This window comes from Variovorax sp. P1_G12 (assembly GCF_056405555.1).
In genome coordinates this window covers 15,410-35,605 of record NZ_JBFUBW010000031.1, presented here as the reverse complement: position 1 = coordinate 35,605, position 20,196 = coordinate 15,410, and the positions used below count along the sequence as shown (strand labels likewise).

The window sequence follows — 20,196 nt, the reverse complement described above, 5'->3', positions numbered from 1 at the left end:
GCCGGAGGGTGTGATGCTGCCGATCTGGGCGACGACCTTATAGCCCGCCGTCCCGAACGGGCTGCCGGCCTTCTCGTAGCAACTGCCCCAGCTGTGGCCGAACCAGGGCAGTTGATGGTGTGCGCAATCTTGCCACTCGGACCGTAGGTCTGGGTGGGACGTGGCGCAGCCGGCGAGCGGCAGCAGTCAGCATTTCAGATCGAAGAACTGTTTGCGGGCTTTGTAGAGATCAACTTCGACGCGGGCTTTGGCCTCGCCTGCCGCTCGTGCCGCATCGGCTTCTAGCGAGGGCAGGCGGTTGTCGAGATCGGCGCATTGGGCCTGCTCGCGGGTGGGCAACTTCACGCGACGGCGCAAAACGTCCATGTCGGCGTGCGAGCGACCATGGAGCGGGCGCAGGGTGTTGTCGAAGGTCGCATTGAACTCTTCACGTTGCACGTCACGACCTTTGCGTGACTGGCCGGTCATTTTGTCCATGCCTTGCGTGGGCGTCGCGTCGATCACCTTGGCCCCGACGCATGGGGCGTCCGAGTAGCTGACCTTGCCGTTCGTCTCGCAGCGGTAGACCGTGGGCTGCGCGGCCACGGGCAACACCAGCATGGCGACGGCGGCAGCGATGGGCAGGCGCAGCATGCTCGCGGTCACCAGAGCTTCCACCACGGCCGCCGGGCCAACCGCAGTTGCTGCGGCCGAGTATCGAGGCTGTCGAAGATGCTGGCGGCGGCGCCGAAGCGGCTACGCGGTCCGTCGTCGGCCGCACCCGTGCTGCTCAACGCGCAAGCCTGATTCCCCGCCTGGGCGATGTGGTGGGCCTGCTCGGGGGCATCGTCGAGGGGGAGGGTGCCGGAATTGGTCATGGGGGATGATTCTGGCGCGGCGGACGACGGGTGGCGAAAATGCGATACAGGGCTTATTTTCTAGCGTCGCAAGACCCGCAGATCAATTCGCCTCTCAGCCTGCTGGCGTCGCAGTCAAATACTGGATAAAAAACCAGTAGTTCGCTACGATAGCGCCATGGACGACGCGCAGAAGGACCAGTGGATTGCGGCCTGCGCCCACCGGCTGCAGCGCCAGTGGCGCACGGTCGACCCAGAGCAGCTTGAAGACGTGGCCGCCGACCTTTGGCGCGACCCGCGCCTGCGCGCGATGACGCCGGCGGACGCCGCGGTCGATTGGCTCCGGCCCGTGGCGACCGGCCCACATCACGGCACGAGTTCGCGGCCAGGGCAAGGCTGAGCGGCGAGACGCGGCCCGATGTCTGTAAACTTTGGAAACGAGACGCTGCGCGAGTGCCGCGCGCGCCTCGGCGCAAACAATGACACGGTTCAACCCGGATGTGTTTCGATGGGCGAGAGAAACCGCCGGTCTTGAGCCGGAGGACGCTGCACGCGCCATCGGCATTGCCGCCGCATCGCTGAAGGCCATCGAGGGCGGCGAGAAGGAGCCCTCGCGCACGATGCTGTCGAACATGGCGCGGGTCTACCGTCGCTCGTTGCTCACCCTGTACCTGCCGGCGCCGCCGACGAAGGGGGACCGAGGCGAAGATTTCCGCACTGTCGTCGCAGAACGAAGCGTTGAGGCCGAGGCCGACGTGGATGCGCTCGTGCGCGACCTCCGCGCGCGGCAGAGCCTGGTGCGGGCTGTCCTTGAAGATGATGAGGACGCGCGGCCGCTGGACTTCATCGGCTCGGCAAAGATGGAGGCCGGTGTCCCAGCTCTTCGCGAGGCGATCGAGAAGTTACTGGGCGTCACCCGCGCGGAGTACCGGGCGCAGAAGGACGCCGACGGCGCCTTCAACCTGCTGCGTGATCGTGCCGAGCGGGCAGGGGTGTTCGTGCTGCTCGTCGGCAACCTCGGAAGCCACCACTCGACCATCCCTGTTGGGGCATTCCGTGGCTTTGCCATTGCCGACCCCCTCGCGCCCTTCGTCGTCATCAACGACGGGGACGCGAAGGCGGCATGGTCGTTCACCCTGCTGCACGAACTGGCACACCTGTTCCTCGGCGCCACGGGCGTCAGCGGCAGCGGGGTGCCTGAGATGAAGATCGAGAAATTCTGCAATGACGTGGCCGGCGAGTTTCTGCTGCCGGTCGCGGACTTGGAGATGCTCAATCTCGCGGGGCTCGACGTGAACGCGCAGATCGCCACCATTTCGCAGCATGCCGATCGCTGGCGCGTGAGCCGGCAGATGGTCGCCTACGGCCTGCACAAGGCCGGGCGCCTGTCGCTCGATGACTGGAAGGCGCTGTCGGTTGAAATTCACACGCGCTGGATCGCGGAAAGGCGGCGCGAGAAGGAAATCGCCAAGATGAAGAAGAGCAGCGGCCCAAGCTACTACGTCGTCCGGCGTCACCGCCTAGGCACCGCCATGCTCAATTTCGCGCACCACGCCATGGATGCGGGAACGCTGTCGCCGGTCAAGGCCGCCAAGGTGCTCGGGGTCCGGCCCCGTAGCGTCTATCCGTTGTTGGCTGTCGCCTGATCGGTCGCTCGATGCTCTATCTGCTTGACGCGAGCGTGTTGATCACTGCCCACAACTCCTACTACCCGGTGGATAGCGTGCCCGAGTACTGGGAGTGGCTCACCTACCAGGGTGAACAAGGCCGCGTGAAGATGCCGTTCGAAATCTTCGACGAGGTCAAGGACGGCCCGGACGACGCCGACAAGGATTTGCTCTTTGCATGGTTGCAAGAGGACGCCAACAAGAAGGCGCTGCTGTTGAGCGACGCGGTGGACCCGGGCCTTGTGCAGAAGGTCATCACTGAGGGCTACGCCCCCGACCTCACGGACGATGAGGTCGAGCAGATCGGCCGCGATCCGTTCCTGACTGCCTACGCGCTGTCCGACAAGGGGAAGCGGTGCGTCGTGACGGTCGAAATCTCCAAGCCGAAGAAGCAGCGCCAGAACCGTAAGCTCCCCGACGTGTGCAGCTCCTTCGGGCAGGACTGGTGCGACCCGTTCGAGTTCAATCGGGCGCTGGGCTTCAGCACCCGGTGGAAGCAAAAGTTGGGGAAGTAGGGCGCGCGCCGATCAGCGTAGCGGCAATGCGGTTGATTCTGTCACCAGACTGTCACCGATCGGCCAATGAAAAAAGCCTGCTATCGAATCGATAGCAGGCTTTTCAACGCTTACGCGGTGTTGGTGGTGGGCCCTGAGTGACTCGAACACTCGACCTACGGATTAAGAGTCCGCTGCTCTACCAACTGAGCTAAGAGCCCCTGATCGACATTTCTGTCATTCAGGCAATCCCACGATTATAGCCACAACTTTTGGCGCGGCCGTCAGATCCGCTCAAAAATGCAGGCGATGCCCTGGCCGCCGCCGATGCACATGGTCACCAGCGCGTAGCGGCCCTGGATGCGCTCCAGCTCGTACAGGGCCTTGACGGTGATCAGCGCCCCAGTGGCGCCGACCGGGTGGCCGAGCGAGATGCCGGAGCCGTTGGGGTTCACCTTGGCCGGGTCCAGGCCCAGGTCCTGGCTCACCGCGCAGGCCTGCGCCGCAAAGGCCTCGTTGGCTTCGACCACGTCCATGTCGGAGGCCTTCAGCCCCGCCTTCTCGAGCGCCTTGCGCGAGGCCGGCACCGGGCCGATGCCCATGTAGGCCGGGTCCACGCCCGCGAAGGCATAGGCCACGATGCGCGCCATCGGCTTCAGGCCGCGCCGCGCCGCTTCTTCCTTCTCCATCAGCACCACGGCCGCGGCCGCGTCGTTGACGCCGGAGGCGTTGCCCGCGGTCACGGTGCCGTTTTCCTTGAGGAAGGCGGGCTTGAGCTTGCTCATGTCCTCGATCTTGGCGTCGTGTCGCACGTGCTCGTCGGTGTCGAAGTAGGTGGTGCCCTTGCGGCTCTCCAGCGGCACCGGAACGATCTGCGTCTTGAAGTAGCCGCCCTCGATCGCCTTCTGGGCGCGCTGGTGGCTGGTCAGCGCGGTCTGGTCCTGGGTCTCGCGGCTGATTCCCCATTTCTTGGCGATGTTCTCCGCCGTGATGCCCATGTGGATGGTCTGGAAGGGGTCGTGCAGCGCGCCCAGCATCATGTCGACCATCTTGCTGTCGCCCATGCGCGCGCCCCAGCGGGCGGTGAGCGAGGCGAAGGGGGCGCGGCTCATGTTTTCGGCGCCGCCGCCGACGGCCACCTTGGCGTCCCCGAGCTGGATGCTCTGGGCCGCGCTCACGATGGCCTGCAGGCCCGAGCCGCACAGGCGGTTGACGGTCAGCGCGGGTGTCTCCTGGGCGCAGCCGCCCTCGATCGCGGCCACGCGGGCCATGTACATGTCGCGCGGCTCGGTGTTGATGACGTGGCCGAAGACCACGTGCTCGACGTCCTTGCCGTCGACCTTGGCGCGCGCCAGCGCTTCCTTGGTGACCAGGGCGGCGAGCTTGGTGGGCGGGACGTCCTTGAGGCTTCCGCCGAAAGTTCCGATCGCGGTGCGAACGCCGCTGACGACAACCACTTCTTTCATCACAGTTCTCCTTTGCAAACGAAGCACCGATGATGCCAGCCCGGGCGCCGTGCGGGTGACATCGGCGCTACCATGCCTTCCCCAACCAGGAACCTGCCATGGACGAAGTCGATTCCCCGGGTCAAGTGGTCGTCACGGGCGCCGCCGGCGCGCTGGGCCGTGCCGTGGTGCAGCTGTTCCTCGACAGGGGGGGCCGCGTGGCGCTGATCGACCATCGGCTGGAGCACCTCGTCAGCAGCTTTCCCGGGCTCGACAACTCGCAGCACCTGCTGCTCCAGGCCGACGTGACCTCGGTGGAGGCGATGGCCGGGGCGGGGCAGCGGGTGCTCGGCACCTTCGGCGGGCAGGTCGATGCCCTGGTGCACATCGCCGGCGGCTTCGAGATGGGCGAGCCGGTGCATGCGCTCGGCCGCGCGGCCTGGGACCGAATGATGAACCTGAACGCCTGGTCGTTCGTGGCGGTGACGCAGGCGCTGGTGCCGGCGATGATCGAGCGCAAGTCCGGCCGCGTGGTCGCCGTGACCGCCAAGACGGCGGCGCGCGGCGCCGCGGCCATGGCGGCGTACATTGCGTCGAAGAGCGCGCTGCAGCGGCTGGTCGAAGCCTCGGCCGCGGAACTGGCGCCGCACGGCATCACCGTCAACAGCATCGCGCCCAGCGTGCTCGACACCCCCGCCAACCGCCAGGCCATGCCCGATGTCAACCCGAACCAGTGGGTGTCGACCTCGGTGGCGGCCCGCACCGTCGCCTTCCTGGCCTCGCCGGCGGCCGCGGCGCTGCACGGCCAGCACCTGACGCTCGACGCCTGAGTCCGGCGCCCAGCCAGGGCCCGGGCTGAGCTGAGTTGAGCTGAGCTGAGCTTGCACCAAGGGGCAAATCGCGTGTCACCTTAGGACAAGTGCGCTTTGCCGCCGGCGTGCGCATGCTCTCGACACGCTCTGGCGCGGCAGCATGGCTGCCCCGTGCCCGCGCGACGATGCAATAACCCGGAGGCCGCCATGGCAGCGAAGAAGCCCGCTCAGCAATCGACGGCCGCATGACTGCCGTCCTGCCGTCCTGGAACGAGGGCCCGGCCAAGGCCTCGATCACCGACTTCGTGGCCCGGGTGACGCTGGAGGGCGGGCCGGACTTCGTCCGCCCGGCCGAGCGCATTGCGACCTTCGACAACGACGGCACGCTGTGGTGCGAGCAGCCGATGCAGTCGCAGGTCTTCTTTGCGCAGGATCGGCTGGTCGCGCTCGCGGCCCAGGATCCTGCATTGAAGGAACGCCAGCCCTTCAAGGCCTTCCTCGAGCACGACCTCCAGACGATCGCGAGGCTGGGCAAGCAGGGCGCCTTCGACGTCGCTTTCTTCACGCATGCCGGCGTGACCGAGGACGATTTCCAGGCCATTGCGAAGGCGTGGCTCGCCTCGGCCAGACACCCGAAGCTCGGCCGCCGTTTCACGGAGTGCGCCTACCAGCCCCAGATCGAACTGCTCGACTACCTGCGCGCCCACGGGTTCAAGACCTTCATCGTCACCGGCGGCGGCATCGACCTGGTGCGCGCCTTCTCCGAGGAGGTCTACGGCATTCCCGTGGAGCAGGTCATCGGCAGCAGCACGAAGACGCGCTTCGAGATGCGCGACGGGCGTGGCGAGCTGTGGAAGCTGGCGGAACTCGGCACTTTCGATGACCGCGAAACCAAGCCGCAGAACATCGGCCTGCACATCGGCCGGCGTCCGATCCTTGCCTTCGGCAATTCCGACGGCGACCTCGCGATGCTGCGCTACGTCAAGTCGGGCGCCGGCCCGCGGCTGGCGCTGCTGCTGCACCACGACGACGGCGAGCGCGAGTTCGCCTACGACCGCGAGTTCCGGCTCAGTCCGCTGGTCGACGCGCTCGACCATGCCGGCGACTACGGCATCGATCTGGTCAGCATGCGGCGCGACTGGAACACGGTGTTCGTCCCGCGGACGGCCACACCATGACCCGGGCACGGGCGCATCCGCGCATGGGCCGTCGCGCGGGCCCGCCCTTCCGGCAAGGCCGGGCCGAATGCTTCCCGCTGCAGGAGATGACCATGGCGCAGGCAGTCCCGGGTCCCGACACCAAGACCAAGCTCAGCGACGACTACGTGCGCATGGTGGCGCGCGACGCCTTCTTCTGGGCCTGGCCGATCGTCAACGTGCACAACCGCCGCGTCGCCTTCGGCGGCTTGCCGCATCCGATGCTGCTGGGCGGCGTGCTGCCGGTCGGGCCGGCCAACAGCCTGACCATGCTGACCGACTACATCGATCCGGCCGAGCGCGCGGTGGCCTGTCCGAACCAGGACGTGGTGTATGGCAACGGCATCGTCGCGCTGGACCAGTCGCCGGTGGTGCTCCAGGTGCCCGATTTCGGCGACCGCTTCTGGGTCATCCAGGTGGTGGATTCGCGCACCGACAGCGTTGCCGAACTCGGCAGCATGTACGGCACGCAGGCCGGCTTCTACCTGCTGGTCGGGCCGAACTGGGTCGGCGCGGTGCCGCCGGGCATCCGCCGGGTGTTCGTCTCGCAGACCGGCACCGGCGTGGTGATTCCGCGGGTGTTCCGCGAAGACACCGAAGAGGATCTGTTGGCGGCGCAGTCGGTCATCAGCCGGATCGGGCTGTACCCCGTGGCGCAGTTCGACGGCAGGATCAAGCGCACCGACTGGTCTCGGGTGCCGGCCGTGCCGAACGCGGCCGACCGCGGTGGCGGCGAAACCCGATGGGTGCCGCCCGAGACTTTCCTCGAGAGCCTGCCCGCCGCGCTGGCCGATGCGAAGCCGCTGCCGGGCGAATCGGCGCGCTATGCGCAGGTGCTGGCGGTGGTGGACGCGGTCGCCGGCGATGCGCACCTCAAGGAGGTCTTCGAGCAGGCGGTGGCGGCGGCCGACCGGGAACTGGTCGAGCCGCTGTTCGAGTTCCGCAACTACGGGCGGCAGTTGCCGCACCACTGGTCGACGATCGCCAACGGCGCCTGCTTCGGCACCGACTACTTCACGCGCACGGCGGTCGCGAAGTCGAACATCTTCGTCAACAGGCCCAACGAGACGCAGTATTTCTACCAGGACCTGGACCAGGACGGCGCGCGCCTGTGCGGCGCCGGGTGCTATGCCCTGACCTTCGCGCCGGGAGAGCTGCCGCCGGTGAAGGGCTTCTGGTCGCTGACGCTGTACAACGCGCATCACTTCTTCGAGCCCAATGCGCTCGGGCGCTATTCGGTGGGCACCAAGAGCAGGTCGCTGCGTTTTGCCGAGGACGGCTCGCTGACGATCTACGTGCAGCCGCAGTCCCCCGGCGTCGAGCACGAAAGCAACTGGCTGCCCGCGCCGAGCGGCGGCGCGAGCGAGTTCTCGCTCTATCTCCGCGCCTACTGGCCCGAGCCTGCCGCCGTGGACGGCCGCTGGACGCCGCCGGCGGTCGTCCGTTTTGAATGAATCACGAGGAGTTTTCATGAGTCGAATCACAGGCAGCGCCGCGATCTTCCTGGTCGCCGCGCTGGCGGCGCAGGCGATGCCGGCGGGCGCGCAGCCCACCGCGGTCGCCACGGCGGCCGCCTCTGCCATCGGTGGCGAACTGCCCTGGCCGCGCACCGTCCAGTCCGGCAACGCGAGCCTGAGGGTGTACGAGCCGCAGCTCGACAGCTGGGACGGCGTGAAGCTGGCCGGGCGCGCGGCGGTGCAGGTCGAGATCGGCAGCAACCCGCCGCAGACGCGCTACGGCATCGTCACCTTCGAGGCCCGCACGCTGACCGACAAGGGGCGCCGCCTGGTCACCCTCGACGGCGTGCGTTTCGCCAAGGTCGATTTTCCGTCCTCGACCGCGGCGCAGGCGCAGGCCTGGAGCGATGCCATCGCGCGCGACCTCGGCGGCCGCTCGCGCACCATCGCGCTGGATCGGCTCGAGGCCGCGATGGCGATCGTCCAGACCCGGCAGCCCGAGGAGCGCAAGCCGCTGGCCAACGAGCCGCCGCGCATCGTGTTCTCCAGCGCACCGTCGATCCTGGTCACGATCGACGGCGAGCCGCGCTATGGCCGGCTGCAAGGGACGCCTTTCGAGCGCGTGCTCAACACCCGGCCGCTGCTGCTGCGCGACGGCTCGGGCACCTACTACCTGAAGGTGTTCGACGGCTGGATGACGGCCGTTGCGCTGAACGGGCCGTGGAAGGTGCTCCACGCGCCGTCGAAGGAGCTGGGCCGGGCTTTCAAGACCGCCATGGATGCGCACCAGATCGACCCGCTCACGGGGCAGAGCACCCCCGACCGCCCGGCGCCGCGGCTCGAGAGCCATGCGCCGATGGTCTTCGTGGCCACCGCGCCGACCGAACTCATCGTGACCGACGGCACGGCACGGCCGGTGCCGCTCAGCGGGGCGCCGCTGCTCTATGTGGAGAACACCACCGGCAACATCTTCATGGACATGCAGGACAACATGACCTACGTCCTGATTGCCGGCCGCTGGTTCCGTTCGGCCTCCACCGCCGGTCCGTGGCAGTTCGTTCCGGCCAATGCCCTGCCGCCCGCGTTCGCGCGGATCCCCGACGACAGTCCGAAGGAGAACGTCAAGGCTTCGGTCGCCGGCACTTCGCAGGCGCGCGAGGCCGCGATCGCGGCGACCGTGCCGCAGACGGCCGCGGTCAAGGTGGCGGGCACCTCGCTGACGCCGCCGCGTTTCGACGGCGAGCCGGTGTTCAAGCCGATCGCGGGCACCTCGCTGTCCTACGTCGAGAACACGCCGACCGCGATCATCCGGGTCAGCGACGGCGCCTACTACGCGGTCGAGAACGGCGTCTGGTTCAGCGCTGCGTCGGTGCGCGGGCCGTGGAAGGTCGCCCGATCGGTGCCGGCGGCGATCTATTCGATTCCGCCGAGTTCGCCGCTGCACTACGTGACCTACGTGCGCATCTACGACACGACGCCCGACACGGTCTACGCCGGTTACTCGCCGGGCTACATGGGCGCGATCGTCGACCCGGTCTCGGGCGTGGTGGTGTACGGCACGGGTTATGTCTACAACCCGTGGATCGGCTCGGTCTGGTATGGGCCGCCGGTCACCTACGGCTATGGCGCGGCGGTGGCGTACACGCCGTGGACCGGCTGGGCGGTGGCCTTCGGCCTCGGCTGGGCCTGGGGCGCGGCGACCGTGGCCACCGGCTGGGGCTGGGGCCCGTATCCGTACTGGGGGCCCTGGGCCGCGCCGGTGTGGGGCGGGGCCGCCTTCGGCCCGCGCGGCGGCGCGGTGGCCTGGGGACCCGGCGGCTGGGCCGGCTACAGCGGCAACGTCTACAGCCAATGGGGCAACCGCGCGACGGTGTCGCGCGCCGCCGGCGGCTACAACGCCTGGACCGGCAACGCCTGGGCCGGGCAGGTGGGTTCCTCGTACAACTCGCGCACCGGCATCGCCTCGGCGGGCCAGCGCGGCGCGATCGGCAACGCCTACACCGGCAACTACGCGGCGGGCGGGCGCGGTGCGGCGGTCGGGCCGGGCGGCAGCGCCGCGGTCGGCGCGCGCGGCACCGTGGGCAATGCCTACACGGGCAACGAGGTGTCGGGCGGCCGGGGCGCGGTCTACAACCACAACAGCGGCCAGGTGACCACCTACGGCCGGGCCACCGGGGAGGGCGGCGGCACGGTCGGCCATGTCGGCAACGACGTCTATGCCGGCAAGGACGGCAATGTCTACCGCAACACCGGCGACGGCTGGCAGAAAGCCACGCCGGGCGGCTGGGAGGGCCGGGCGGCAGGCGGCGAGCAGGGTTTCTCGCAACTCGACAGCGAGCGCAGCGCGCGCGACTTCGGCGCCCAGCGCACGGGTGAGCTGCACCAGTCGTCGATGAACATGAACCGTTCGTTCAGCGGCGATTCCCACGCCGGGGGATTCGGCGGCGGCGGCGAGTTTCGCGGCGGTGGCGGCGGCTTCCGTGGCGGTGGTGGTGGCTTCCGCCGCCGATAGGCCCGAGAATCCATGGAGCCCAGACCATGAACGCCCGCGTCACGCACACGCTGCGGCGCTTGCTGTCCGCCGCCTTGCTGCTTGCCGCAGCCGCGGTCGCGCAGGCGCAGGGACTGCCGTCGTGGAACGACGGCGCGGCCAGGCAGTCGATCCTGAAGTTCGTGGCCGACGTCACGACCCCGGGCGCGCCGACCTTCGTGCCGCCGGCCGAGCGCATCGCGGTCTTCGACAACGACGGCACGCTGTGGATCGAACAGCCGGTCTACGTGCAGTTCGCCTTCGCGCTCGATCGCGTGAGGGCGCTGGCGCCGAAGCACCCGGAGTGGAAGACCACGCCGCCCTTCGATGCGATCCTGAAAGGCGACCTGAAGGCCTTCGCGGCTTCGGGCGAGAAAGGCCTGATGCAGGTGATGGCCGCGACCCATGCCGGCATGACGACCGAGCAGTTCGCGGACACCGTGGCGCAATGGCTCGCGCAGGCCCGCCATCCGCGCTTCAAGCGGCCCTATGAGGAGCTGGTCTACCAGCCGATGCTGGAACTGCTCGCCTACCTGCGCGAGAACGGCTTCAAGACCTTCATCGTCTCGGGCGGCGGCGTCGAGTTCATGCGCGTCTTCACCGAGAAGGTCTACGGCATCCCGCCCGAGCAGGTGGTGGGCTCGACCGGGCAGCTGGCCTTCAAGAAGGGCAGCGACGGCCGGCCGGTGCTGCTCAAGCTCGCGAAGATCGACCTGGTCGACGACCATGCGGGCAAACCGGTGGGCATCCAGCGCTTCATCGGCCGGCGCCCGATCCTCGCCTTCGGCAATTCCGACGGCGACCAGCAGATGCTCGAGTGGACCGCCGCCGGCGCCGGGCTGCGCTTCATGGGGCTGGTGCATCACACCGACGCCGGGCGCGAGTACGCCTACGACCGCGCCTCGCACATCGGACAGCTCGACAAGGCGCTCGACGAGGCGAAGGCCAGGGGCTGGACCGTGGTCGACATGAAACAGGACTGGAACAAGGTGTTCCCGTTCGACAAGTAGACAAAATCAAGGAGGGGCATCCCATGCTCGGAACCAACTCGCTGCTCGGCCTGGGCGGCATCTTCACGGTGCTGTTCGTCATGCTGGGGCCGCTCAAGATCATCGGGCCGTTCGCCAAGCTCACCCATGGGTTCGACGAGAAGGCGTTGCGTGAAATCGCTTTGCGCACCTTCGCCATCGCCTTGGCGGCGGTGGTCCTGGGCGCCCTGATCGGGCAAGTGCTCCTGCGGAACTGGGACATTCCGGTGCCGGCGCTGCTGCTGGCAGGCGGCCTGATCTTCTTCGTCGTCGGCATGCGCATGGTGCTGGCGCAATACCAGCCCGGCCATGCGTCGCCGGAGGAGTTGCCGTCATCGCCCGCCGCAGCGGCGATGCGGATCACCTTTCCGACCGTGGTCACGCCCTACGGGATCGCGGCGCTCATCGTGCTGCTGGCCAACAGCCACACCATCGAGCGCACGCTGACCATCTTCGCGTTGCTCGGCGGCGTGATGCTGCTGAACCTGCTCGCCATGCTTTATGCGCGGCGCATGCTGGGCGGGGTCGCCGCCATGGTGCTGGAGATTCTCGGCGCGGTGCTGGGGGTGCTTCAGGTGGCCCTGGCGGTGAGCATCATCTTCGTCGCGCTGCGCGAACTGGGAGCATTGAATGCCGGATGACAAATCATGGGTCGACCCGGGGTCGGCGTCGGACCGCGCTTCGGTCGAACTGTCGTCCCGTCGAACCGGGATGTCCTTCCAGCGCACGCGCATGAGCGCGGAGCGCACGCTGATGTCGGTCATACGGACCTCGCTGTCACTGATCGGCTTCGGCTTCACGCTCTTCCAGGTGTTCCAGAAGCTGCACGACGCCGAGGTGCTCAAGAGCAGCCTGGCGCCGCGCCGCTTCGGCGAGGCGCTGGTCGTGATCGGGATCGCCATGCTGATCTCGGGCATCGCCTACCACTGCGTTTTCATGCTGGGGCTGCGCGCAGAGCGCAAGACGCTGAAGAGCCAGGGGCTCATCCATGCCGAGAGCCAGTTTCCGCTCTCCCTGACACTGGTCGTGGCGCTGCTGCTGCTGGTCCTCGGCTTCCTGGCCATCTTCAGCATGGTCTTCGATACCGGGCCCTTTTGACCGAGACCTCATGATCGATTCCCGCGCACGCACCATGCTCGCCCTCGCGGCGCCCGCTGTCATCGTCGGCATGGCGGCCGCCCTCATCCTGCTGGTCGTGGTGCTCGCAGCCAACCTGCTTCAGCGCTTCCTCTGGCAGACGCTGCCGCCGATGGTCGGCGCTTCGGGCACCGCGTGGTGGTGGGTCCTCGGCGTGCTGACGCTCACCGGGCTGGCGGTCGGCCTGGTGGTGCGCTTTCTGCCCGGACACGCCGGCCCGGACCCCGCGACCGTCTCGCTGTTCGGCCCACCCACGGCGGTCGGTGTGCTGCCGAGCCTCGCGCTGGCGCTGATCCTGGCGCTGGCCGGCGGCGTGAGCCTGGGGCCGGAAAACCCGATCATCGCGATCATCGTCGGCCTGACGGTGGCGGTCGGCGCGCGGCTGATGCCGAAGGTGCCGGCCAAGGGCTGGGTGATGCTCGCGGCGGCCGGCACCATCGGCGCGATGTTCGGCACGCCGGTCGCCGCGGCGCTGCTCTTCTCCGAGATGGTCGGCCGCGGCGGCAACGACAAGGAAAAGCCGATCTGGGACGAGCTTTTCGCGCCGCTGGTGGCCGCGGGCGCCGGAGCGCTCACGATGTCGCAGTTCGAGGAGATGAATTTCTCGCTGCCGGTGGAGCCCTATCTTCATCCGACGATCCCCGACATCGGGCTGGGCATGCTCGTGGCCGTGGCGGCGGTCGCCATCGGGATGGCGGGCGTCTGGCTGTTTCCGCGGCTGCACAAGCTCTTTCGCGCCATGGGACACCCGGTGCTGGTCCTCACGCTGGGCGGCTTCCTGCTCGGCCTCCTGGCCATCGTCGGCGGCCCGATCACCATGTTCAAGGGCCTGGCCGAGATGAAGACGCTGGCGAGCACGGCGGGCAGCTACAGCGCGTCCGGGCTGGCCATGATCGTCATCATCAAGCTCGCGGCCGTGCTGATCGCAGCCACCTGCGGCTTCAGGGGCGGGCGCATCTTTCCGCTGGTCTTTGTCGGCGTCGCCTTCGGCCTGCTCGTGCACGAGCTGTTCCCGGTCGTTCCCATGGCCCTGGCGATCGCCTGCTCGGTGCTCGGCTTCACGCTGGTGGTCACGCGCGATGGCTGGCTCAGCCTCTTCATGGGCGCGGTGATGATCCCCGGCATCGAGTTGCTGCCGCTGCTGTGCGTGGTTATCCTGCCGGCGTGGCTGGTTCTCGCCGGACGCGCCGAGATGCTGATCAGGGCACCTGCCCCATCGACCGCCGAAAGCTGAGGGAGTCTCCATGCGCCGAACGATGAGTGGGTACAGGGCTTTTCTCGCTGCGCTGCTGGTCGTGGCACTGCTGGCCGCTTGTTCCGGGAAGGAAACGGAGAAGCCGAAGCCGCCGCCCACCGAGGTCGAGGTGCAGGTCGTCAAGACGCAGACCGTGCCGGTGATCTTCGAGTTCGTGGGGCAGACCGAGAGTTCCCAGCAGGTCGAGATCCGGGCCCGCGTCAACGGCTTCCTCGAGCGGCGGGTCTACACCGAAGGCGCCTTCGTCAAGACCGGCGAAGTGATGTTCCTGATGGATGCCAAGCCCTTCGAGGCCAGCCTGAAGGCGGCCCGGGCCGAACTGGCGCAACAGCAGGCCCGTCTGAGCACGGCACGCGCCAACCTGGCGCGCGTGAAGCCTCTGGTGGCGGACGAAGCGCTGGCGGTCAAGGACCTCGACGATGCCACCGGACAGGAGCAGGGCGCCGCCGCGGCGGTCGAAGCCGCTGCGGCCAAGGTCACCGATGTGCAGTTGAACCTCAGCTACGTGACCATCACCTCGCCAGTCGATGGCCTCTCGTCCTTCGCCAAGGTCCAGGACGGCGCCTACATCAGCGCGCAGAACAGCTTGCTCACCTACGTGGCAAAGCTCGATCCGATGCGCGTCAACTTCAGCCTGTCCGAGAACGAGTCGCTGCGCGTCCAGGACGAGATCGCGAAAGGCAAGCTCTTGAAGGCGCCGGCCGACGACTACGGCGTTGAACTGCTGCTGGCCGACGGATCGACCTTCCCGGCCCAGGGGCGCATCACCTTCGCCGATGCCGCCTTCAGCCAGGAGACCGGCACCTTCCTGCTGCGGGCCGAGCTGCCCAATCCCAAGGGCCAGTTGCGCCCCGGCCAGTTCGTGCGTGTCAAGGTGTCCGGCTTCACCCGGCCGAACTCGATCGTGGTGCCGCAGCGGGCGGTGCAGCAGGGCCCGCGCAGCCAGTTCGTCTGGACGGTCGACGCCGAGGGCAAGGCGATCCAGCGACCGGTGGAAGCCGGCGACTGGCTCGGCGATCAATGGCTCGTGACCAGCGGCCTCAAGAACGGCGAGCGGGTGGTGGTCGACGGCTTCATGCGGCTGGCGCCCGGGGTCATGGTGAACGCGAAGGAAGTGCCCGCGCCACCGCTGCCGGAGCACAAGCCGCTGGCGATGGCCGCCTCGGCAGCCTTGCCTTCGGTGTCGGCCAAGCCGCCATCCCCGGGCGCCGCTTCCGCGCCGCCCGCCGCCTCCGCACCCGCGCCCGCATCCGCGCCCGCATCCGACAAGGATGCCGTTTACTTCGAGCGCGGCCGCGCCGTTCTCGACGCCACCGGCCGCGCGCGGCTGCTGGGCGTCGCCGCGACGCTCAAGTCCCGCCCCGCCTTGCGCGCCGAGGTGCAGGGCTATGTCGATGCCAGCGGCGATGCGGCGCTCAACAAGGCGCTGGCCCGGGAGCGCGCACAAACCGTGCGCGACGCGCTGATTGCCGCCGGCGTGCCGCCCGGGCGCATCGTCCTGCACGTGCCCTCGAACCTGGTGGGTTCCGAGTCGCCTGCGCTGGCACGCCGGGTCGACGTCGTGCTGGCGCAGACGCGATGAAGTTCGCCCACTTCTTCATCGACCGGCCGATCTTCGCGTCGGTCATCTCGATCATCATCGTGCTGGCCGGCGCGGTGGCGATGCTGAACCTGCCGATCGCGCAGTTCCCCGACATCACGCCGCCGCAGATCTCGGTCAGCGCCACCTATCCGGGCGCCAGCTCGGAGGTGGTGTCGCAGAACGTGGCGGCGCCGATCGAGCAGCAGGTCAACGGCGCCGACCGCATGATGTACATGAACTCGACCTCGAGCTCGACCGGCAACATGACGTTGTCGGTGTTCTTCGAGATCGGCACCGACCCGTCGCTGGCGCAGGTCGACGTGCAGAACCGGGTCAACCTGGCGTTGCCGACGCTGCCCTCGGCCGTCAGCAGCCAGGGCGTCTCGGTGGCCAAGAAGTCGCAGGCCTTCATGATGATCGTGGCGATCTATTCGCCCGACAACAGCCACGACCCGACCTACATCGCGAACTACGCCAACATCAACGTGCTGGACGCGATCAAGCGCGTGCCGGGCGCCAACCAGAGCTCGATCTTCGGCTCGCCCGACTACGCGATGCGCCTGTGGCTCAAGCCCGACCGCATGGCCGGCCTGGGCCTGACGGCGACCGACGTCCAGCAGGCGGTGGCGGCGCAGAACCAGCAGTACGCGGCCGGCCGGCTCGGCGCTTCGCCGACCGCGGCGCCGGTGCAGCAGACCATCCCGGTCACCACCTCGGGCCGGATGACCGAGCCCTCGCAGTTCGACAACATCATCCTGCGGGCCCAGCACGGCACCGGGGCCATCGTCCGGGTCAAGGACATCGGCCGCGCCGAGCTGGGCGCCAAGGACTACTCGATCCGCTCCAAGTACAACGGCAAGACCGCCACGCTGATCGCGATCTACCAGCAGCCCGGCGCCAATGCGCTGCAGGTCGCGACCGACGTGAAGAAGCTGCTCGGCGAAATGAAGCCCACCTTCCCCGAGGGGCTGGACTACGACATCGCGCTGGACACCACCGACTTCGTGCGCGAGTCGATCAACGAGGTGGTCCACACCTTCATCGAGGCGGTGGTCCTGGTCGTGCTGGTGGTCTTCCTGTTCCTGCAGAGCTTCCGGGCCACGCTGGTGCCGATCCTGGCGGTGCCGGTGTCGATCCTCGGCGCCTTCATCGGCATGACCGCGATGGGCTTCTCGATCAACATGCTGACCCTGTTCGGCATGGTGCTGGCGATCGGCATCGTGGTCGACGATGCGATCGTGGTGGTCGAGAACGTCGAGCGCAACATGGCCGAGTTCGGCCTCGGCCCGAAGGAGGCGGCGAAGAAGGCGATGGACGAGGTCAGCGGCCCGGTGGTCGCCATCGTGCTGGTGCTGTGCGCGGTGTTCATCCCGGTGGCCTTCCTCTCGGGGATCACGGGGCAGCTCTACAAGCAGTTCGCCATCACGATCGCGGTGTCGGTGGTGTTCTCGGGCCTGGTGGCGCTGACGCTGTCGCCGGCGCTGGCGTCCATTCTCCTGAAGCCGCCGAAGCCCGGCGAGCACGAGAAGAAGGGTTTCTTCGGCTGGTTCAACCGGCGCTTCGAGCACCTGACCGAGCGCTACACCTCGACCACCCGGCTGGCGATCCGGCGGGTCGGCTTTTCGCTGCTGCTGATCGTCGGCATGGTGGTCATCATGCTCGGGCTCTTCAAGAAGGTGCCATCGACCTTCCTGCCGGTCGAGGACCAGGGCTACATCTTCACCGCGGCGATCATGCCCGATGCGGCCAGCCTGGACCGCACCGAGGCGGTCACCGACCGCGCCCAGCAGTGGTTCAGCAAGCAGCCGTCCGTGCAGTCGGTGGCCTCGGTGCCCGGCTTCAGCCTGATCGACTCGCAGCTCAAGTCCAACGCGGGCGTGCTCTTCGTGTCGCTCAAGGGCTTCGCCGAACGGCAGGCGCCGGGCGACCGCGCCGATGCGCTGATCCGGGATGCCAGCGCCGAATTCGCGACCTTCAAGGAAGGCGTGCTGGTGCCGGTCAACCCGCCGTCGATTCCGGGACTCGGAACCACCGGCGGCTTCGAGTTCTGGGTCCAGAGCGAAGGCGACGCCAGCCTGCAGCGGGTCGAGGAGGTGACGCGCGAGTTCATCGCCAAGGCGCGCCAGCGGCCCGAGTTGCGCGGGGTCAACAGCACCATCAACACGCGCTCGCGGCAGTTGCTGGTCGATGTCGACCGCGACCGGGCCGAGAGCCTCGGCGTGCCGGTGCAGGAGGTGTACTCCACGCTGCAGACGCTGTTCGGCTCGCTCTACGTGAGCCAGTTCCCGAAGAACAGCCGGCTGTTCCAGGTGATCCTGCAGGCCGAGCCGGACTACCGCGCCAAGCCGGACGACCTGCAGAACATGTTCGTGCGCAACCGCGACGGCAAGATGGTGCCGCTGAAGGCCGTGGCGACGACCCGCTACGTGACCGGCGCCGACATCGTCACGCGCTTCAACAATTTCACCGCCGCCAAGATCACCGGCGATGCCGCGCACGGCTACAGCTCGGGCCAGGCGCTCGACGCCATGGAGGCGGTGGCCAGGGAGGTGCTGCCGCAGGGCTTCTCGTACGCCTGGTCGGGGCAGTCCTACGAGGAACGCAAGGCCGGCTCCACGGCCGGCATGGTGTTCGCCTTCGCGCTGGTGATGGTGTTCCTGATCCTGGCCGCGCAGTACGAGAAATGGACGCTGCCCATCGGCGTGCTGCTGGCGGTGCCGTTCGCGCTGTTCGGTGCCATCGCCGCGATCTGGATGCGCGGCATCCAGAACGACGTCTACTTCCAGATCGGCCTCACGGTGCTGATCGCGCTGGCGGCCAAGAACGCGATCCTGATCTTCGAGTTCGCGGTCGAGCTGCGCGAGAAGGAAGGCATGTCGGCCTACGAAGCGGCCGTCGGCGCGGCCAAGCTCAGGCTGCGCCCGATCATCATGACCTCGCTGGCCTTCATCCTCGGCTGCATCCCGCTGGCGATCGCGAGCGGCGCATCGGCCGCCAGCCGGCAGTCGCTGGGTACCGGCGTGATCGGCGGCATGCTCGGCGCGACGATGATCGCGATCTTCTTCATCCCGATGTTCTTCTGGGGCTTCGAGACGCTGAGCGAGCGGTCGGCGGCCAGGAAGGCGCCGGCCGGGCCGGCCGCGCCCGATGCGGGAGGTGCCGTCGATGCCCCGCATTGACCGGACCCGCATCGGCCGTGCCGGCATGGTCGCCGGACTCGCGGCCCTGCTCGCCGGCTGCATGCTCGGCCCGGACTACAAGCGGCCGGAGATGAGCATCCCGGCGCAATACCGCGGAGCGGCGCCGCCGACCCCCGCCGAACTTGCGCTGCCCGACAGCGCCTGGTGGCGCCAGTTCGGCGATGCCGAACTCGATGCGCTGATTGCAGAGGGCCTGCGAAACAACCTGGACCTGGTGGTGGCCGCTTCGCGCGTCGAGCAGTTCTACGGCGCGCTCGGCGTCACGCGCTCGCCGTTGTTCCCGCAGATCGGCGCCGATGCGAGCGGCAGCCGAACCCGGGCGAGCGAGAAGACCATCAGCCCGGCACCCACCGTCAATCCTTACAACGCGGCCCAGGCCACGCTGCTGGCGAGTTGGGAGATCGATCTGTTCGGTCGCACGCGCCGGCTCACCGAAGCTGCGACCGCCGAGCTGGAGGCGAGCGAGTCCTTCCGCCGCGGCACCGTGCTGTCGGTGGTGGCCGCGGTCACGACGGGCTATGTGCGGCTGCGCGAGCAGGACCGCGAACTCGAAGTCGCGCGCAGCACGCTGGGCCTGCGCAAGGATTCGCTCGACCTGTTCTTGCGGCGCTTCAAGGGCGGCGTGGTGTCGGCGGTCGAAGTGAGCCAGGCCCGTTCGGAGTACGCCACCGCGTTGCGCGCGGTGCCGGTGCTGCTGCAGGCCATCTCCGAGCAGGAGAACGCGCTGTCGATCCTGATCGGGCGCGACCCGGGGCCGATCGCGCGCGGGCGCAGCATCGACGTGCTGGTGGCGCCGCCGGTGCCCGCGGGCCTGCCCTCCGAACTGCTCGACAGGCGCCCGGACATCCTGCAGGCCGAGCAGACGCTGGTGGCCGCCAACGCGCGCATCGGCGCGGCCAAGGCGGCCTACTTCCCGACCATTTCGCTGACCGGCGCGTTCGGGCAGGCGAGCCGGTCGCTGTCCGACCTGTGGAGCGGCCCGGCGCGGGTCTGGAGCTACGGTGCCGACATCAGCCTGCCGCTGTTCACGGCAGGCGCCATCGCGGGCCAGGTGGAACGCGCCGAGGCCGAGCAGCGCGCGGCGGTCGCCCAATACCGCAAGACCGTGCAAGCGGCCTTCAGCGAGACCGCGAACGCGCTCGCGGGCATCTCCAACTCGCGCGAGGGACTCGACGCGCAGCAGATCCAGGTCGGGGCGCTGGTCAACTACGCGCGGCTCTCGCGCAAGCGCTTCGAAGGCGGCTACACCAGCTACCTCGAAGTGATCGATGCCGAGCGCAGCCTGTTCAACGCGCAGGTGGATTTGGCGAAATCCCAGGGCGACGTGCTGCTGCAGGTGGCGGCGCTGTACAAGTCGCTCGGCGGCGGCTGGGTGGGCCTGGCGAACGAGGATGCGCCGCAGCCTGCGGTTCGTCTGGACGAGCGGCCGCCCCTTGTGCCTTGACGGCATCGTCGAGGACGCGCCTGCGCCCTCGACCCTTGTCATCGAAATCTGACAGCGACCGCCCGGGTCGCTGACTTGTGCGTCTTTCCACGGCTCCCTAGCATCGACCGCAC

The 20,196-nt window shown here is 68.3% G+C and carries 17 protein-coding genes and 1 tRNA gene; 14 read left to right on the top strand and 4 right to left on the bottom strand.

Annotated features, from left to right (window positions below; genetic code table 11):
• Positions 1–186: 186 nt before the first annotated feature.
• Both AC1D2O_RS28700 and AC1D2O_RS28695 read right to left on the bottom strand, forming a co-directional pair.
• Positions 187–645 (bottom strand): DUF4124 domain-containing protein, encoded by a 459-nt coding sequence (locus AC1D2O_RS28700; protein WP_478090562.1) that lies wholly within the window; start codon positions 643–645, stop codon positions 187–189.
• Positions 642–857, bottom strand: coding sequence for a hypothetical protein (locus AC1D2O_RS28695; RefSeq protein ID WP_478090561.1), 216 nt, complete (start codon positions 855–857; stop codon positions 642–644). The genes AC1D2O_RS28700 and AC1D2O_RS28695 overlap by 4 nt, the downstream gene beginning before the upstream one ends.
• A gap of 157 nt (positions 858–1,014) precedes the next feature.
• Here AC1D2O_RS28695 and AC1D2O_RS28690 point away from each other — a divergent pair, with 157 nt between their 5' ends.
• The 3 genes from AC1D2O_RS28690 (at position 1,015) to AC1D2O_RS28680 (ending at position 3,018) form a co-directional block, all read left to right on the top strand.
• Positions 1,015–1,236: a hypothetical protein gene (locus AC1D2O_RS28690; RefSeq protein ID WP_478090560.1), complete on the top strand. Its 222-nt coding sequence runs from the start codon at positions 1,015–1,017 to the stop codon at positions 1,234–1,236.
• A 79-nt stretch (positions 1,237–1,315) separates the two neighbouring features.
• A complete protein-coding gene (locus AC1D2O_RS28685) occupies positions 1,316–2,482 on the top strand; it encodes an ImmA/IrrE family metallo-endopeptidase (protein WP_478090559.1) in 1,167 nt (388 codons plus the stop codon).
• Between the two features lie 11 nt (positions 2,483–2,493).
• On the top strand, positions 2,494–3,018 hold the full coding sequence (locus AC1D2O_RS28680; protein ID WP_478090558.1) for a DUF4411 family protein: 525 nt from the start codon (positions 2,494–2,496) through the stop codon (positions 3,016–3,018).
• Positions 3,019–3,142: 124 nt separating this feature from the next.
• Here AC1D2O_RS28680 and AC1D2O_RS28675 read toward each other — a convergent pair.
• Together AC1D2O_RS28675 and bktB are read right to left on the bottom strand one after the other, a co-directional pair.
• Positions 3,143–3,218, bottom strand: a tRNA-Lys gene (locus AC1D2O_RS28675).
• Positions 3,219–3,281: 63 nt separating this feature from the next.
• Positions 3,282–4,466, bottom strand: a complete 1,185-nt coding sequence (bktB, locus tag AC1D2O_RS28670) for a beta-ketothiolase BktB (RefSeq protein WP_478090557.1) — start codon at positions 4,464–4,466, stop codon at positions 3,282–3,284.
• Between the two features lie 95 nt (positions 4,467–4,561).
• Here bktB and AC1D2O_RS28665 point away from each other — a divergent pair, with 95 nt between their 5' ends.
• From AC1D2O_RS28665 to AC1D2O_RS28615, 11 genes are all read left to right on the top strand, one after another.
• On the top strand, positions 4,562–5,272 hold the full coding sequence (locus AC1D2O_RS28665) for an SDR family NAD(P)-dependent oxidoreductase (protein WP_478158287.1): 711 nt from the start codon (positions 4,562–4,564) through the stop codon (positions 5,270–5,272).
• A 227-nt stretch (positions 5,273–5,499) separates the two neighbouring features.
• Entirely contained in the window at positions 5,500–6,432 is a 933-nt protein-coding gene (locus AC1D2O_RS28660; protein WP_478090555.1) for an HAD family hydrolase, read from the top strand.
• Entirely contained in the window at positions 6,429–7,904 is a 1,476-nt protein-coding gene (locus tag AC1D2O_RS28655) for a DUF1254 domain-containing protein (protein WP_478090554.1), read from the top strand. Before AC1D2O_RS28660 ends, AC1D2O_RS28655 begins: the two co-directional genes overlap by 4 nt.
• Positions 7,905–7,920: 16 nt before the next feature.
• Complete coding sequence (locus AC1D2O_RS28650) at positions 7,921–10,419, top strand: autotransporter (protein ID WP_478158286.1); 2,499 nt, start codon at positions 7,921–7,923, stop codon at positions 10,417–10,419.
• A gap of 26 nt (positions 10,420–10,445) precedes the next feature.
• Positions 10,446–11,447, top strand: a complete 1,002-nt coding sequence (locus tag AC1D2O_RS28645) for an HAD family hydrolase (RefSeq protein WP_478091360.1) — start codon at positions 10,446–10,448, stop codon at positions 11,445–11,447.
• 23 nt (positions 11,448–11,470) lie between these two features.
• Entirely contained in the window at positions 11,471–12,106 is a 636-nt protein-coding gene (locus tag AC1D2O_RS28640) for a MarC family protein (protein WP_478091361.1), read from the top strand.
• Entirely contained in the window at positions 12,096–12,563 is a 468-nt protein-coding gene (locus tag AC1D2O_RS28635) for a YidH family protein (protein ID WP_478091363.1), read from the top strand. Before AC1D2O_RS28640 ends, AC1D2O_RS28635 begins: the two co-directional genes overlap by 11 nt.
• Before the next feature lie 10 nt (positions 12,564–12,573).
• A complete protein-coding gene (locus AC1D2O_RS28630) occupies positions 12,574–13,836 on the top strand; it encodes an ion channel protein (RefSeq protein ID WP_478091365.1) in 1,263 nt (420 codons plus the stop codon).
• 10 nt (positions 13,837–13,846) lie between these two features.
• Positions 13,847–15,439, top strand: coding sequence for an efflux RND transporter periplasmic adaptor subunit (locus AC1D2O_RS28625; RefSeq protein WP_478091366.1), 1,593 nt, complete (start codon positions 13,847–13,849; stop codon positions 15,437–15,439).
• On the top strand, positions 15,436–18,618 hold the full coding sequence (locus AC1D2O_RS28620; protein ID WP_478091367.1) for an efflux RND transporter permease subunit: 3,183 nt from the start codon (positions 15,436–15,438) through the stop codon (positions 18,616–18,618). The genes AC1D2O_RS28625 and AC1D2O_RS28620 overlap by 4 nt, the downstream gene beginning before the upstream one ends.
• On the top strand, positions 18,605–20,083 hold the full coding sequence (locus tag AC1D2O_RS28615; RefSeq protein ID WP_478158285.1) for an efflux transporter outer membrane subunit: 1,479 nt from the start codon (positions 18,605–18,607) through the stop codon (positions 20,081–20,083). Before AC1D2O_RS28620 ends, AC1D2O_RS28615 begins: the two co-directional genes overlap by 14 nt.
• Positions 20,084–20,196 lie beyond the last annotated feature (113 nt).